This is a genomic window from Cupriavidus sp. GW823-FHT07B10 (assembly GCF_058794355.1).
In genome coordinates this window covers 460,765-475,218 of record NZ_JBXAGS010000001.1, presented here as the reverse complement: position 1 = coordinate 475,218, position 14,454 = coordinate 460,765, and the positions used below count along the sequence as shown (strand labels likewise).

The following is a 14,454-nucleotide window of genomic DNA, read 5'->3' as shown; positions in this document are numbered from 1 at the left end:
GAACGAAAAAAGGGACGCCGAGGCGTCCCTTTTTGCTTGCCCTGCCAGGCCGGTCAATGATGCAGGATCTTCGACAGGAACTGCCTGGCGCGCTCGGAGCGGTGTTCGATATTGCCGAAGAACTCCTCCTTCTCGCAGTCCTCGACGATCTTGCCCTGGTCCATGAAGATCACGCGGTTGGCCACCTTGCGCGCGAAGCCCATTTCGTGGGTCACGCACATCATGGTCATGCCTTCCTGCGCCAGCTGCACCATCACGTCCAGCACTTCGTTGACCATCTCCGGGTCCAGCGCCGAAGTCGGCTCGTCGAACAGCATGCAGATCGGGTCCATCGACAGCGCACGGGCGATCGCCACGCGCTGCTGCTGGCCGCCCGACAGCTGGCCGGGGTACTTCTCCGCCTGGCTCTTCAGGCCCACGCGGTCCAGGTACTTCAGGCCCTTGGCCATCGCCTCGTCCTTGGAGCGGCCGAGCACCTTCATCTGCGCGATAGTCAGGTTCTCGGTGATCGACAGGTGCGGGAACAGCTCGAAGTTCTGGAACACCATGCCCACGCGCGAGCGCAGCTTGGGCAGGTTGGTCTTGGGATTGCCCACCGAGGTGCCGTCGACCAGGATATCGCCCTTCTGGAACGGCTCAAGCGCGTTGACGGTCTTGATCAGCGTGGACTTGCCCGACCCGGACGGGCCGCACACCACCACCACTTCACCCTTGGCGACCTTGGTGGTGCAGTCGGTCAGCACCTGGAAGGCGCCGTACCACTTGGAGACATTGTTGATTTCGATCATACAGCCACCTTTTTCTGGTAACGCTTGACCAGCAGCGAAGCGGAGAAGCAGATAACGAAGTACACCACGCCGGCGAACAGCAGCATCTCGACGATGCGGCCGTCACGTTCGCCGATGCCGTAGGCCTGGCCGAAGAAGTCGGCCAGCGCGCTGACGTAGACCAGCGACGTATCCTGGAACAGGATGATGCCCTGGGTCAGCAGCAGCGGCACCATGTTGCGGAACGCCTGCGGCAGGATCACCAGCCGCATCGACTGGCCATAGGTCATGCCCAGCGCCTGCGCCGCGAACATCTGCCCGCGCGACACGCTCTGGATGCCCGCGCGGATGATTTCCGAGTAGTACGCGGCCTCGAACAGCGCAAAGGCCACCAGCGCGGACGTCATGCGCAGGTCGGTCGCCGGCGACAGGTTGAACAGGTTCTGCAGCACCTGCGGAATGATCAGGAAGAACCACAACAGCACCATCACCAGCGGGATGGAGCGGAAGATGGTCACGTACCCCTGCGCAAACCAGTTCAGCAGCCTGAACGACGACAGCCGCATCATCGCCAGGATGGTGCCCCAGACGATGCCCACCACCACCGCGGTGACGGTGATCTTGAGCGAGACCATCATGCCCTCGCCCAGGACCTCGAGCGTGGCAGGGGTGATGGAAGTGAAATCGAAGGAATAAGCCATGGCGCCCCCTTACTTGCCGCCGATAAAGCCGGGCACGCGCGTGCGGGCTTCCACCCAGCGCATGATCAGCATCACCGTCACGTTGATCAGCGCGTACATCAGCGTGACCGCGATGAACGATTCATACGGGCGCGCGGTGTAGTCCACCAGTTGCCGGCCCTGCGCCGCCAGTTCCAGCAGGCCGATGGTCGAAGCCACCGCCGAATTCTTGAAGATGTTCAGGAATTCGGAAGTCAGCGGCGGCACGATCACGCGGAACGCCATCGGCAGCAGCACGTGGCGGTACGTCTGCGGCAGCGTGAAGCCCATCGCCAGGCCGGCATTCTTCTGCCCGCGCGCCAGCGAGTTGATGCCCGAGCGCACCTGCTCGCAGACCCGCGCGGCGGTGAAGGTGCCCAGGCACAGCATGGCGGCCAGGAACTGCTGCGCGAACGGGTTCATCTGCTTGATCGCCTCGCCACCGGGCAGCAGCTCGGGCGCGACGAAATACCAGATGAACAGCTGCACCAGCAGCGGGATGTTGCGGAAGATTTCCACATAGGTGGCGGCGATGCCCGCCAGCCACTTGTTGGGCACGGTGCGCAGCACGCCGAGCACCGAACCGATGACCAGGGCGATGACCCAGGACGAGAGTCCCAGGGCGAGCGTTACCTTCAGGCCCGAGATCATCCAGTCCAGGTAGGTCTCGTTCTGGGCGGCCTGTTCGAGGAAAACTGCCCAATGCCAGTTGTAGTTCATGTTGCGTCCTCAAAAAGAAACGGAAGGACATGCCTTCCGTTTCACACTGCTGTCAACGGCAGGTCAGTCCAGCGCCTTGTCGTTCGGCGTCTTGAACAACGCCTTCATGTCTTCGGACAGCGGGAAGTCCAGGTTGAGGCCCTTCGGCGGCACCGGCGTCATGAACCACTTGGTGTACAGGGTGTTGATCGAACCGTCCTTCATCATGCCGGAGATCACGGTATCGGACAGCTTCTTGAACTGCGGATCGTCCTTGCGGATCATACAGCCATAGGACTCGCGCGATTGCGGCTTGCCCACCACGATCCAGTCGGCCGGGTTCTTGGCCTTGGCGCGCTCGCCGTACAGCAGCGCGTCGTCCATCATGAACGCGACCGCGCGGCCCGATTCCAGCGTCAGGAACGACTGGCCATGGTCCTTGGTGCTGATGATGTTCACGCCCAGCTTCTGGTCGTCGTTCATCTTGCGCAGCAGGCGCTCCGACGTGGTGCCGGCGGTGGTGACGACGTTCTTGCCCTTCAGGTCGGCCCAGTCCTTGATGCCGGCGTCCTTCTTCACCATGATGCGCGTGCCGATGATGAAGATGGAGTTGGTGAACCCAACCTGCTTCTGGCGCTCCAGGTTGTTGGTGGTGGAGCCGCACTCGATGTCGATGGTGCCGTTCTGCAGCAGCGTGATGCGGTTCTGCGAGGTGATCGGGATTTCCTTGACCTGCAGGTTCGGCAGCTTGAGCTGGTCCTTGATGGCTTCCACGATCTTCATGTTGATATCGTAGGAATAGCCGACCTGACGCACGCCGCCCAGGTTGTAATTGAACGGAATCGACGACTCGCGCACGCCCAGCGTGATGACGCCGGTGTCCTTGATCTTCTTCAGCGTGCCCGTCAGTTGTTCAGCTGCCTGTGCCGTCCCGCACATCACGCCCCCGGCAATCATCAGGGCAGCCAGCTTGGCGAAATTCATAACATCTCCTTGACCATGAAGAGAAAGCGGGATTCTAGAGATAAAACCCCCACTGGTGAAACAGTATTGCGCAGCATCCGCCGCAATACAACTGGGTTTTCTCCTAGAACCCCACTTCAGGGCAATCACTGCGCACGGCGTCCGGATACGACAACGCGGTCTCCGGCGCTTGCCGGAGACCGCGTCTGACGGTCATGAGCCATGGGGAGCGGGACGATTATTGCATTGCACCATGGCAGTGCCTTATCCCGTTTCCCGTGCCCGGATCAGGGATACAGGCCGCGCATCTCGCGCGCCTGCAGGATCCGCGTACAGGCCACGATAAACGCCGCCGTGCGCAGCGTCACCTTGTTGTCCTGTGCCACTTGCCAGATTGCCCGGAAGGCTTCTTGCATGATCCGTACCAGGCGCTGGTTGATTTCTTCCTCGGTCCAGAAAAAGCTGGAGAAATCCTGCACCCATTCGAAGTAGGACACGGTCACGCCGCCGGCGTTGGCGATCACGTCGGGACAGACCAGGATATTGCGCTCGCGCAGGATATCGTCGGCTTGCGGCGTGGTCGGGCCGTTGGCGCCTTCAATCACCAGCTTTGCCGTGATCTTGGGCGCGTTCTGCACCGTGATCTGGCCTTCCAGCGCGGCCGGGATCAGGATGTCGCAGTCGACTTCCCAGAACTGCTCGGTGCGCAGGACTTCGCCGCGGAAGCCTTCGATGGTGCCGCTGTGGGAGGCGTATTCCATCATCGCCGGCACGTCCAGGCCGGCCGGGTCGAACAGCGTGGTGCGGTGGTCCTGCACCGCCACCACCTTGGCGCCGGCCTCATGGAACAGCTTGGCCGCCACCGCGCCCACGTTGCCGAAGCCCTGCACCGCCACGCGCGCGCCCTTGATCTCCAGGCCGATATTGCGCGCGGCCTCGGAGCCGACCACGAACACGCCGCGGCCGGTGGCTTCGTGGCGGCCGAGCGAGCCGCCCAGCGAGATCGGCTTGCCGGTCACCACGCCGGTGGCCGTGCTGCCGGAGTTCATCGAGTACGTGTCCATCATCCAGGCCATGACCTGGGCGTTGGTGTTCACGTCCGGCGCCGGAATATCCTTGCTCGGCCCGATGATGATGTTGATTTCGCTGGTGTAGCGGCGCGTCAGGCGTTCCAGCTCGGCGTGCGAGAGCGTGCGCGGATCGACGCGGATGCCGCCCTTGGCACCGCCGTAGGGCACGTTGACCGCGGCATTCTTCACCGACATCCAGGCCGACAGCGCCATCACCTCGGACAGGGTCACGTCCTGGTGGAAGCGCACGCCGCCCTTGCCCGGGCCGCGCGACAGGTTGTGCTGCACCCGATAGCCCTCGAAATGGGCAATGGTGCCGTTATCCAGTTCGATGGGAACGTCGACGATCATCGCGCGCTTGGGGCGCTTGAGGGTTTCGACCCAGCGTGCCAGCGAGCCCAGGTAAGGCGTGACACGGTCGACCTGCTGCAGGTAGATGCCCCAGGGGCCGAGATTGTCGGCATTGAGGTAAGACGGGAGTGCGTGCTTTTGGCCAGCAATATTGGTCGGTGCTGCGGAAGACATCGGTTGGTTCCGGTGTGAAGAATGCCCGCAAGCTTAGGGCTGGCGCCCCGCCCGAATCCAATGCCGTTTGCTCATCCGGTCATGCAAAACCTGCATAACGTTGTCATCTGGCGGAAACCGGGGAGCCGGCCGGCTGGCCGGACTGGGCCGCCGACAAGGTCGACCACACCTGGTCGACCAGCTGGCGCTTGCGCCGTGCCCCGGCGCGGCGTTCGTTGCCGTTCTCGCCCGGGCGCTCGCGGTACAGGCGGATTTCCATGTCGATCGACAACGGCAGCCCGCGCGCCGACTCGGCCCGCACCAGCCGGCCCGCGGCCACGTCCTCGCGCACCGCGCTTTCGGGCAGGAAGGCCATGCCGTGGCCGGCCAGCGCCATCACCTTGAGCGCCTCGGCCATGTCGGTCTCGTAGCATTTGTCGAGCTTGAGCGCCTCGGAGGTGTCGGCCAGCAGCAGGTCGACCATGCGGCCGAGGAAGGCGTTGGGCGTGTAGCTGAGGAAGGGCACCGGCTTCTTGTCGGTGCCGGGCAGCCGGAATTGCGGCTTGCCGGCAGCGTCCGGCACGCTGTAGGGCGACAGCCGCTCGGTACCAAGTACCAGCATGTCGTACCGGGCCGGATCCAGCTGGATCGCCTGGCGCGCGTGGTGGTAGACCATCACCAGGTCGCAGCCGCCCTCCACCAGCATCAGCACCGCGTCGTGGACGTTGAGCGCGCGCAGCCGGCACGGCAGCGTGCCGATCCTGCGCTCCAGCGCCTTGAGCCATTCCGGGAAGAAGGTCAGCGACAGCGTATGCGGCACCGCGAACTCCAGCACCTGGGCGTTGGCCGAGCGCTGGCCGCGCATCAGCGCACGGGTCTCGCTGACCTGCGCCAGCATGGCCAGCGCCTGCTCGTAGAACACCTTGCCGGCCGGGGTCAGGCTGGTGGGGTAGCTCGAGCGGTCGATCAGCTCGGTGCCGACCCACGCCTCCAGCGACTGGATGCGGCGCGAGAACGCCGGCTGCGTGACGTGGCGCAGCTCGGCCGAGCGCGAGAAGCTGTGCGTCTCGGCCAGGCTGACGAAGTCTTCAAGCCATTTGATTTCCATGACGCGGATTATCCACCCGCGCCCGGGCCTCCGTCACCTGTCCGGCGGCAAGCCGTCAGCCACGATGCGCCCAGCCGGTCATGCGCTTCTCGACCACCGCAAACAGCTCGTACATCGCCATCGCCATCACCGCGATCACCACCAGCCCGGCAAAGGCCAGCGGCATCTTCATGGCCGAGCCGGCCGACACCAGCAGGTAGCCGATGCCCTCGTTGGCGGCGTTCATCTCCGACACCGTGGTGCCGACAAAGGCCAGCGTGATTGCCACCTTCAGCGAGGCGAAGAAATACGGCATGGCGCGCGGCAGACCGACCTTGAACAACACGTCGCGCCGTTTGGCGCCGAGCACGCGCAGCACGTCCTCCAGTTCCGGCTCCAGCGTGGCCAGCCCGGTGGCGATATTGACCATGATCGGGAAGAACGAGATCAGGAACGCGGTCAGGATGGCCGGACCCGCGCCCAGGCCGAACCACACCACCAGGATCGGCACGAAGGCGGCCTTGGGCAGCGCGTTGAAGGCCGTCATCAGCGGATAGCTGGCGGCATAGAGCAGCCGTGACGAGCCCATTGCCAGCCCCAGCAGCACGCCCACGGCGATGGCCACGCCGAAGCCCACCATGGTGGTCCAGAAGGTGCGCCACGCATGGCCGGCGATCACGTCGGCATATTCCACCAGCGAGGCCACGATCGCCGATGGTGTCGGCAGGATAAAGTCGGACACGCCGAAGGCCATGCACGCGCCCTGCCACAGCAGCAGCACCGCGGCCAGCAGCAGCCAGGGCGCCACGCGCTGCACGCGGCGCTCCTGCGCGGAAGTGAGAGTCATCATGGTAGCTTTGCCTCAGTGTTGGCGCACATGGCCGATCTTCTCGCGCAGCACGTGCACCAGGTCGGCAAATGGCTCGGTATAGGTCAGTTCCAGGTCGCGCGGGCGCGGCAGGTCGATCTCCTTGCGCATCAGGATGCGGCCCGGGCGCTGGCTCATCACGTAAACGGTGTCGGCCAGGAACACGGCCTCGCGCAGGTCGTGCGTGACCAGGATCACGTTGAAGCGCTGTGCCTGCCACAGGTCGCGCAGCACGCACCAGAGCTCCTCGCGCGTAAAGGCGTCGAGCGCGCCGAAGGGCTCGTCCAGCAGCAGCATGCGCGGCTCGTGGACCAGCGCGCGGCAGATCGAGGCGCGCTGCTGCATGCCGCCGGACAGCTGCCACGGGTACTTGTCCTCGTAGCCGGCCAGGCCCACCGTATGCAGCAGCTTGCGCGCGCGCTCGACGTACTCGTCGCGACGTGCGCGCAGGGTGGAGCGATATGGTTCGACGATCTCCAGCGGCAGCATCACGTTGTCCAGCGTGGTGCGCCACGGCAGCAGCGTGGGCGCCTGGAAGGCCATGCCGACCTGCTTGAGCGGGCCGGTCACCTTCTCGCCGGCAATCCTCACGACGCCGCGCGTGGCCGCCTTGAGCCCGGTCGCCAGCTTCATGAAGGTGGACTTGCCGCAGCCGGACGGGCCGACGATGGCAATGAACTCGCCCGGCGCCACCTGCAGCGAGATGTCCTCGACCGCGAACTCGCCCTTGTGCGCGAGCTCGTCGTTATAGGCCAGCCAGACCCGGTTGAAATCGACAAAGGGCTCCGCGGCCACGGGTGCGGCGCTCCCGCCGGAGGCGGGCATGAAGGCAGCCTGGCGCGTCATCATCGCAGCACATCCAGTTCGGCCGCGCTGGGCAGGAACGCGTCGGTCCACAGCGCATCGGGGTTGATGCGGCCCTTGGTGCCGAAGGCATCGGCCACCTGCGAGGCCATCAGCGACAGGCGCGGCTTGCTGACGCGCCCGAAGCCCTCGGCCTTCGCGTCCGGCGACTTGACCACGCTGTCCAGCGCCAGCTTGAGCCGGCGCACTTCCAGCTTCTCATCGATGATGCCGTCGCGCGCCTTGACCGCCTTGATGCCCTCTTCCGGCCGCGCGATCACGTCGCGCGCCGACTTGCTGAAGGCGCGCAGGAAGGCCTTCACCGCCTCGGGGTTCTTCTTCATGAAATCCTCGGAGGCGATCACCGCGTTGCCGTACAGCTTCACGCCGAACTGCGGGTACGGCAGCACCACGATGTCTTCATCCTTCACGCCGCGCGCGTTCAGGTTCAGGATCGATGTGAACGAGAACCCGGTGATGGCATCGAGGTCGCCGCGCGTGAGCATGGTCTCGCGCAGCGTCGGGTCCATTGCCTGCCAGTTGAACGAGGACGCCTGCAAGCCGTTGGCCCTGGCGAAGATCGGGAAGGCGCGGCGGCCGGCGTCGAACACCGGAGCGCCCATGCGCTTGCCGGCGAGGTCCTTCGGCGCGCGGATGCCGGACTTCTTCAGCGCGAGGACGGCGGCGGGCGTGTTGTTGTAGACCATCATCACGGCCACCGGCTTGTTCTTCGCGTCGGGGTTGTTGCCGTAGAACTCCATCACCGACGACATATCGGCGAAGCCCATGTCGTACGTGCCCGAGGCCACGCGGTTGACCACGTTGCCCGAGCCGTTGCCGGCATCGATCGAGACGTCGAGCTTCTCGGCCTTGTAGTAGCCCTTCTGCTCGCCCAGCAGGAACAGCGCCGCCGGCCCTTCGAAGCGCCAGTCGAGCTGGAAGCGGACCTTGGTTGGTGCAGCCTGCGCGTGGGCCGCGCCGGCGAACTGTGTCGACAGCACCAGGCTGGTGCCGATCATCACGCCGAGCTTCAGCAGGCGGCGCCGTGCCGCAGTGCGGGACGCGCGCGTGCCGGTATGTTCATGGTTCTCGGCGGCAGCAGCGCAAACGCCGGGGGACGCTAGCGCAGCGTGGAAATGAGGCATGGAATCTCTCCGTTGATCGTGATCTCGGAGGGATTCGTCCGCAAGGGACGTGCCAGGTTTTTCAGCCCCGTTTCAGGGCGTGCCCGCAAGCGATTGCCGAACCAAAAGTGTGCGAGGCGATTGCCGCAGCGCCATCGTCGGCAATGATTGTCGACAATGCCCGCCGCCCCTTGGTGCACGCGGATACAGGAGAATGCAGTCCCGTCAGGCGTCCTGCGTGGCGTCGCCCACGTCGAGTGCCAGCGCATCCGCGCCCACGGCTTCGCCGCCCTTGGCGGCGGCGCGCGCCTGGATGTCCCACATCTCGGCGTAGCGGCCACGCGCGCGCATCAGCTCGGCATGGGTGCCGCGCTCGACGATGCGGCCGTGGTCCATCACCAGGATCTGGTCGGCATGCACGACGGTGGACAGCCGGTGCGCGATCAGCAGCGTGGTGCGGTTCTGCGCCAGCCGCATCAGCTCGGCCTGGATCGCCTGCTCGGTGCGTGAATCCAGCGCCGAGGTGGCTTCGTCGAAGACCAGCACCGGCGGGTCCTTCAGCAGCGTGCGCGCGATCGCCACGCGCTGCTTCTCGCCGCCGGACAGCTTCAGGCCACGCTCGCCCACCGGGGTGTCGTACCCCTGCGGCAGCTCGCGGATGAAGCTGTCGATCTGCGCGGCGCGCGCGGCGGCGATGACCTCGTCGCGGCTGGCGTCTGGCCGGCCGTAGGCGATGTTGTAGAAGATGCTGTCGTTGAACAACACCGTGTCCTGCGGCACGATGCCGATGGCGCGGCGCAGGCTGTCCTGCGTGATCGCGCGGATGTCCTGGCCGTCGATCTCGATGGCGCCGCCGTTGACGTCGTAGAAGCGGAACAACAGCCGCGCCAGCGTCGACTTGCCCGAGCCGCTGTGCCCGACCACCGCGGTGGTGGTGCCCGCCGCGATGGTGAAATCCACGCCATCCAGGATCAGCCGGTCCGGCTCATAGCTGAAGCGCACGTCGCGGAAACGCACCTGCGCGCCGCTGACCTGCAGCGGCTGCGCGCCGGGCGCGTCGGCCACCTCCTGGTTGGTGCCCAGCAGCACGAACATGCGGTCCATGTCGGTGGTGGCCTGCTTGATCTCGCGGTAGATCACGCCGAGGAAGTTCAGCGGGATATAGAGCTGGATCATCAGGGTGTTGACCAGCACCAGGTCGCCCAGCGTGAGCTTGCCGTCGACCACGCCCACGGTGGCGCGCCACAGGATCAGGATCAGCCCCAGTGCGATGATGGTCTGCTGGCCGAAGTTCAGGAACGACAGCGAGTTCTGCGAGCGGATCGCCGCGGTGCGGTACTTGCGCAGGTTCTCGTCGTAGCGCTGCGCCTCGTACTCTTCATTGCCGAAGTACTTGACGGTCTCGAAGTTGAGCAGCGAATCGATCGCTTTCTGGTTGGCGCGCGAATCGAGCTCGTTCATGCGGCGGCGGAAATGCGTGCGCCATTCCGTCACCACGATGGTAAAGACGATATAGCCCACCAGCGCGCAGCCGGTGATGGCCGCGAACCAGATGTCGTAGTGCAGGATAAAGAAGCCGATCACCAGCCCCATCTCGACCAGCGTGGGCAGGATGCTGTACAGCGAGTACGAGATCAGCGACTGGATGCCGCGCGTGCCGCGCTCGATGTCGCGGCTCATGCCGCCGGTCTGCCGGTCCAGGTGGAAGCGCAGCGACAGCGCATGCAGGTGCCGGAACACCTGCAGCGCGATCTCGCGCACGGCGCTCTGCGTGACCTTGGAAAAGAGCATCTCCCGCAACTCGGTGAACAGTGTCGCCGACAGCCGCAGCAGCCCGTAGGCGACGATCAGCCCGACCGGCACGGCCAGCAGCGCGCGCGGATCGCCCGGCTGCAGGTTCATGCTGTCGATCAGCTGCTTCATCAGCACCGGCACGCCCAGGTTGGCCACCTTGGCGGACACCAGGCACGCCAGCGCCAGCATCACGCGCCACTTGTAGTGCCAGACATAGGGCAGCAGGTTGCGCACCGTCTGCCAGTCGCTGCGGGGCGCGCGCTGACCGGGAAAGAGCGTGTTTGAAGCAGGAGCGGGGGCCGGCTCGGCGGTCGTGGAATAGCGGCGCATACGTTAGAATTCGGGCCAATGCGCGATTGTCGCAGAGTTCGCATTACGTGGCAGGCGAAGGGTCTTTCGCCGCGCCCCGCCTCCTTCCGCAGTCCACCACACACCGTCATGAACGCTCCCCACACCGTCCCCGCCCTGCCCGCCGGCAAGAATCCCGCTCTGCGCGTGGTGCCCATGCCCGCCGACGCCAATGTGCACGGCGACGTGTTCGGTGGCTGGATCATGGCGCAGGTGGATATCGCCGGCTCGATCCCGGCGGTGGAACGCGCCCAGGGCCGCGTGGCCACCGTCGCGGTCAACTCCTTCCTGTTCAAGCATCCGGTGTTCGTTGGCGACCTGGTCAGCTTTTATGCGGACATCGTCAAGACCGGCCGTACCTCGATCACGGTGTCGGTCGAGGTCTACGCGCAACGGATGCGCCACAGCAATGAGATCGTCAAGGTGACGGAGGCCACGCTGACGTATGTGGCGACGGATGAATCGCGGCAGCCGCGGATGCTGCCGTCGGCTTGAAGGGATAAGCCAGCGCTTGCTGGCTGTTTTCTCCCCTCTCCCGCGAGCGGGAGAGGGGAGAAAACAAGCGGGATTGGACAGGCGTGGGCCTTACTCGAACTTCGTAAAATCCGGCTTGCGCTTCTGGAAGAAGGCAGCAAACGCCTCTTTCGCCTCCGGCGCCACCAGCATCCTGCGGAACACCGCGCCCTCGTCGGCCATCTGCTTTTCCACCACCGCCACATCGCCCGCCTTCATCAGCCGCTTGGTCTCGCGCAGTGACGACGCCGGCAGGGCCGCCAGCTTGCGCGCCTGCTCCAACGCAAAGTCGTGCAGCTCGGCCACCGGCAGCACCCGCGTCACCAGCCCGATCTCCAGCGCCTCCTGCGCGCTGAAGGCTTCGCCCAGCAGCAGCTTCTCGGCCGCGCGCTGGTAGCCGACCAGCCGCGGCAGCAGCAGGCTCGAGGCGGCCTCCGGGCACAGGCCCAGCTGCACGAACGGCAGCGACAACTTGGCCGTATCGGACGCATAGACCAGGTCGCAATGCAGCAGCATGGTGGTGCCCACCCCGACCGCGGCACCGCTGACGGCTGCCACGATCGGCTTGGTGGCGTGGCTGATCTGGTAGAGGAACTGGAACACCGGCGCCTGCTCCGCGCCTTCGCCGGCGGTGGGCGGGCGCTGCATGAAGTCTTCCAGGTCGTTGCCGGCGGTAAAGATCTCGGGCTTGCCGCGCAGCAGGATGGCGCGCACGTTGCGGTCGGTCTCGGCCACGCGCAGCGCGTCGGCCATGGCCTGGTACATCGCCGCGGTGATGGCGTTTTTCTTGTCGATGCGGTCGAACTCGATGGTCAGGATGCCCTGCTCGATGCCGGTGCGGATGCTCATGGTGTCCTCATCTGTGGATGCATTGCTGGGTTTATTCAAAAGGCGGCGGCGATTCGGAAAGATAGCTCAGCCCGAACGCGCGCGCGCCGACATTCAGCGCCACCGTCAGGCTCATCGGCGCCAGCATCAGTGCCACGCCCTGTCCGCGCGCGGTGCGCTCCAGCGACTGGAACGCCGGCATCGCGCGCACGTCATCGAGCGGGCCGGCATAGCAGACCGAGATCGCCGGCACCATCAGGTCGCCGCCGCGGATGCACTGCTCGGCATGCTGCAGCACGCGGCGCGCACCCTCCTCGGAGCCGCGCGCCCTGGCAATGGCCTCGGTGTGCCCGCGGTGCATGCGCACCACCGGGCGGATATTGAAGGCGCTGCCCATCACATAGCGCCCCCAGGTAATGCTGCCCTCGCCCTTCTGGCGCGCGCGCGTGTACATGTAGAGCAGCTCGTCGGGCACCAGGAACATATGGGCGGCATCGCGCAGGCGCGTCTCGACCGCTTCCCGCACCGCCTGCGGGCTGGCGCCGGCGGCGGCCATGCGCGCGGCTTCGCGCACGATCAGCGCCTGGCCCGGCCCGATCGCGCCGGTGTCGACCACGGTCAGGTCGAACAGGCCCGTGCGCCCGGCTTCCTTGCGCAGGCGCACGCTGCGCGCCACGGTGCCGATCACCGCGCCGGTGGCATGCGCATACAGCTTGCTGCGCGAACTGGCAATGGTGAACAGGATGGCGCGGTCGCAGTGGGCCACCACGTTGCGCAGCAGGTGTTCTTCCAGCTCGCGCTCGAGCAGCGGGATCGATTCGGCGTAGTGGTCCTGGCGGCCGATCAGGTATTGCTGGTAGAGCGTGGGCAGCGCGTCTTCATCGCGCGTATCGGCGACAAAGTGTTCGCCCGCGCGGATGCGGAACGGAATCGTGTGGACCTTCAGCTGGGCCATGACGTCGCGCGGCAGATCGCACGCGGCATCGGCCAGGATGGCTGTCTCCTGCATATTATTGTCTCCTCCCTACCTGGTGACCCGCGTCGCGGGCGGCAGCCCCCGGTTACTGCTTTCTTCACCTGATGCAGAAGGGCGGGACAGTCCCGAGGGACCGTCCCGCAGGCGCGTTCAGACGCGCTCGAAGATACCTGCGGCGCCCATGCCCGTGCCAACGCACATGGTCACCATGCCGTACTTCAGGTTATGGCGGCGCAGCGCGTGCACCACCGTGGCCGAACGGATCGCACCGGTCGCACCGAGCGGGTGGCCCAGCGCAATCGCGCCGCCCATGCGGTTGACCTTGGCCGGATCCAGTTGCAGATCGCGCATCACCGCCAGCGACTGCGCGGCAAAGGCCTCGTTCAGTTCGATCCAGTCGAGCTGGTCCTGGGTCAGGCCCGCGGCCTTCAGCGCCGCCGGAATCGCTTCCTTGGGCCCGATGCCCATGATCTCGGGCGGCACGCCGCGCACCGCGAACGAGACGAAGCGCGCCAGCGGCACCAGGTTGAACTGCTTGAGGATCTTTTCCGAGACCAGGATCAGCGCGCCGGCGCCGTCGGAGGTCTGCGAGCTGTTGCCGGCGGTGACGCTGCCCTTGTTGGCAAACACCGGGCGCAGCTTGCCCAGGCCTTCCAGCGAGGTCTCCGGGCGCGGGCCTTCGTCCAGCGAGATCGTGCGCGACTTCACGTTCACCTGGCCGCTGGCGAGGTCGGGGAAGCGCTCGACGATCTCGATCGGCGTGATCTCGTCCTTGAACTCGCCGGCCTGCTGCGCCGCGATGGCCTTCTGGTGCGAGGCCAGCGAGAACGCATCCTGGTCCTCGCGGCTGACCTGCCATTGCTGCGCCACCTTCTCGGCGGTCAGGCCCATGCCGTAGGCGATGCCCACGCTCTCGTCGCGGGTGAAGATCTCCGGCGACATCGACGGCGAGTTGCCCATCATCGGCACCATGCTCATCGATTCCACGCCGGCGGCGATCATCACGTCGGACTCGCCCACGCGGATGCGGTCGGCAGCCATCGCCACCGCGCTCACGCCCGAGGCGCAGAAGCGGTTGACGGTGATGCCGCCCACGGTATTGGGCAGGCCCGACAGCAGCGCACCGATGCGCGCCACGTTCAGGCCCTGCTGCGCCTCAGGAATCGCGCAGCCGACGATGGCGTCTTCGATCAGCTTCGGGTCCAGGTCCGGCACCTGCGCCACGGCAGCCTTCAGGATGGTTGCCAGCAGGTCGTCCGGGCGCGTGTTCTTGAACGCGCCCTTCGGGGCCTTGCCGATCGGCGAGCGGGTGGCCGCAACGATATATGCGTCTTGCAGTTGTTTCATGATG

General features: G+C 65.8%; 14 protein-coding genes. 1 reads left to right on the top strand and 13 read right to left on the bottom strand.

All coding sequences use genetic code 11. From position 1 onward, the window contains the following. Positions 1-53: 53 nt before the first annotated feature. The 10 genes from AC1Q6V_RS02340 to AC1Q6V_RS02295 form a co-directional block, all read right to left on the bottom strand. Positions 54-788, bottom strand: coding sequence for an amino acid ABC transporter ATP-binding protein (locus AC1Q6V_RS02340; protein ID WP_010813914.1), 735 nt, complete (start codon positions 786-788; stop codon positions 54-56). After that, positions 785-1,468: a glutamate/aspartate ABC transporter permease GltK gene (gene gltK / locus AC1Q6V_RS02335; RefSeq protein ID WP_010813915.1), complete on the bottom strand. Its 684-nt coding sequence runs from the start codon at positions 1,466-1,468 to the stop codon at positions 785-787. Before gltK ends, AC1Q6V_RS02340 begins: the two co-directional genes overlap by 4 nt. Before the next feature lie 9 nt (positions 1,469-1,477). Further along, positions 1,478-2,206, bottom strand: a complete 729-nt coding sequence (locus AC1Q6V_RS02330) for an amino acid ABC transporter permease (RefSeq protein ID WP_010813916.1) — start codon at positions 2,204-2,206, stop codon at positions 1,478-1,480. 63 nt (positions 2,207-2,269) lie between these two features. Continuing rightward, on the bottom strand, positions 2,270-3,169 hold the full coding sequence (locus AC1Q6V_RS02325; protein WP_010813917.1) for a glutamate/aspartate ABC transporter substrate-binding protein: 900 nt from the start codon (positions 3,167-3,169) through the stop codon (positions 2,270-2,272). Between the two features lie 266 nt (positions 3,170-3,435). Beyond that, positions 3,436-4,743, bottom strand: a complete 1,308-nt coding sequence (locus AC1Q6V_RS02320; protein ID WP_439671255.1) for a Glu/Leu/Phe/Val family dehydrogenase — start codon at positions 4,741-4,743, stop codon at positions 3,436-3,438. Between the two features lie 103 nt (positions 4,744-4,846). Continuing rightward, complete coding sequence (locus AC1Q6V_RS02315) at positions 4,847-5,830, bottom strand: LysR substrate-binding domain-containing protein (protein WP_010813919.1); 984 nt, start codon at positions 5,828-5,830, stop codon at positions 4,847-4,849. A 55-nt stretch (positions 5,831-5,885) separates the two neighbouring features. Next, positions 5,886-6,659: an ABC transporter permease gene (locus tag AC1Q6V_RS02310; protein ID WP_010813920.1), complete on the bottom strand. Its 774-nt coding sequence runs from the start codon at positions 6,657-6,659 to the stop codon at positions 5,886-5,888. A gap of 12 nt (positions 6,660-6,671) precedes the next feature. After that, the gene (locus AC1Q6V_RS02305; protein ID WP_058697890.1) at positions 6,672-7,526 is read right to left on the bottom strand and encodes an ABC transporter ATP-binding protein; all 855 of its coding nucleotides are present in this window, start codon (positions 7,524-7,526) and stop codon (positions 6,672-6,674) included. Continuing rightward, positions 7,523-8,665 (bottom strand): ABC transporter substrate-binding protein, encoded by a 1,143-nt coding sequence (locus tag AC1Q6V_RS02300; protein ID WP_010813922.1) that lies wholly within the window; start codon positions 8,663-8,665, stop codon positions 7,523-7,525. The genes AC1Q6V_RS02305 and AC1Q6V_RS02300 overlap by 4 nt, the downstream gene beginning before the upstream one ends. A 204-nt stretch (positions 8,666-8,869) precedes the next feature. Beyond that, positions 8,870-10,768, bottom strand: coding sequence for an ABCB family ABC transporter ATP-binding protein/permease (locus tag AC1Q6V_RS02295; protein ID WP_011614532.1), 1,899 nt, complete (start codon positions 10,766-10,768; stop codon positions 8,870-8,872). 108 nt (positions 10,769-10,876) lie between these two features. Between AC1Q6V_RS02295 and AC1Q6V_RS02290 the strand changes: the two genes are divergently transcribed. Continuing rightward, positions 10,877-11,281 carry an acyl-CoA thioesterase gene (locus AC1Q6V_RS02290; RefSeq protein ID WP_037025319.1) on the top strand — a complete coding sequence of 135 codons (405 nt, stop codon included), beginning with the start codon at positions 10,877-10,879 and terminating at the stop codon, positions 11,279-11,281. Between the two features lie 90 nt (positions 11,282-11,371). Here AC1Q6V_RS02290 and AC1Q6V_RS02285 read toward each other — a convergent pair whose 3' ends face one another. From AC1Q6V_RS02285 to AC1Q6V_RS02275, 3 genes are all read right to left on the bottom strand, one after another. Further along, on the bottom strand, positions 11,372-12,148 hold the full coding sequence (locus AC1Q6V_RS02285; RefSeq protein ID WP_010813925.1) for an enoyl-CoA hydratase: 777 nt from the start codon (positions 12,146-12,148) through the stop codon (positions 11,372-11,374). A gap of 31 nt (positions 12,149-12,179) precedes the next feature. Next, positions 12,180-13,136 (bottom strand): DegV family protein, encoded by a 957-nt coding sequence (locus AC1Q6V_RS02280; protein ID WP_454749230.1) that lies wholly within the window; start codon positions 13,134-13,136, stop codon positions 12,180-12,182. A gap of 117 nt (positions 13,137-13,253) precedes the next feature. Continuing rightward, positions 13,254-14,453, bottom strand: a complete 1,200-nt coding sequence (locus AC1Q6V_RS02275; RefSeq protein ID WP_454749253.1) for an acetyl-CoA C-acyltransferase — start codon at positions 14,451-14,453, stop codon at positions 13,254-13,256. Position 14,454 lies beyond the last annotated feature (1 nt).

What these genes read in the sequence shown, in the direction of transcription:
- AC1Q6V_RS02320 (WP_439671255.1), bottom strand. Translation starts at nt 4,743, where the DNA reads ATGTCTTCCGCAGCACCGACCAATATTGCTGGCCAAAAGCACGCACTC.
- AC1Q6V_RS02325 (WP_010813917.1), bottom strand. Translation starts at nt 3,169, where the DNA reads ATGAATTTCGCCAAGCTGGCTGCCCTGATGATTGCCGGGGGCGTGATG.
- AC1Q6V_RS02330 (WP_010813916.1), bottom strand. Translation starts at nt 2,206, where the DNA reads ATGAACTACAACTGGCATTGGGCAGTTTTCCTCGAACAGGCCGCCCAG.
- AC1Q6V_RS02310 (WP_010813920.1), bottom strand. Translation starts at nt 6,659, where the DNA reads ATGATGACTCTCACTTCCGCGCAGGAGCGCCGCGTGCAGCGCGTGGCG.
- AC1Q6V_RS02290 (WP_037025319.1), top strand. Translation starts at nt 10,877, where the DNA reads ATGAACGCTCCCCACACCGTCCCCGCCCTGCCCGCCGGCAAGAATCCC.
- AC1Q6V_RS02285 (WP_010813925.1), bottom strand. Translation starts at nt 12,148, where the DNA reads ATGAGCATCCGCACCGGCATCGAGCAGGGCATCCTGACCATCGAGTTC.
- AC1Q6V_RS02305 (WP_058697890.1), bottom strand. Translation starts at nt 7,526, where the DNA reads ATGATGACGCGCCAGGCTGCCTTCATGCCCGCCTCCGGCGGGAGCGCC.
- AC1Q6V_RS02340 (WP_010813914.1), bottom strand. Translation starts at nt 788, where the DNA reads ATGATCGAAATCAACAATGTCTCCAAGTGGTACGGCGCCTTCCAGGTG.
- AC1Q6V_RS02315 (WP_010813919.1), bottom strand. Translation starts at nt 5,830, where the DNA reads ATGGAAATCAAATGGCTTGAAGACTTCGTCAGCCTGGCCGAGACGCAC.
- AC1Q6V_RS02280 (WP_454749230.1), bottom strand. Translation starts at nt 13,136, where the DNA reads ATGCAGGAGACAGCCATCCTGGCCGATGCCGCGTGCGATCTGCCGCGC.
- gltK (WP_010813915.1), bottom strand. Translation starts at nt 1,468, where the DNA reads ATGGCTTATTCCTTCGATTTCACTTCCATCACCCCTGCCACGCTCGAG.
- AC1Q6V_RS02295 (WP_011614532.1), bottom strand. Translation starts at nt 10,768, where the DNA reads ATGCGCCGCTATTCCACGACCGCCGAGCCGGCCCCCGCTCCTGCTTCA.
- AC1Q6V_RS02300 (WP_010813922.1), bottom strand. Translation starts at nt 8,665, where the DNA reads ATGCCTCATTTCCACGCTGCGCTAGCGTCCCCCGGCGTTTGCGCTGCT.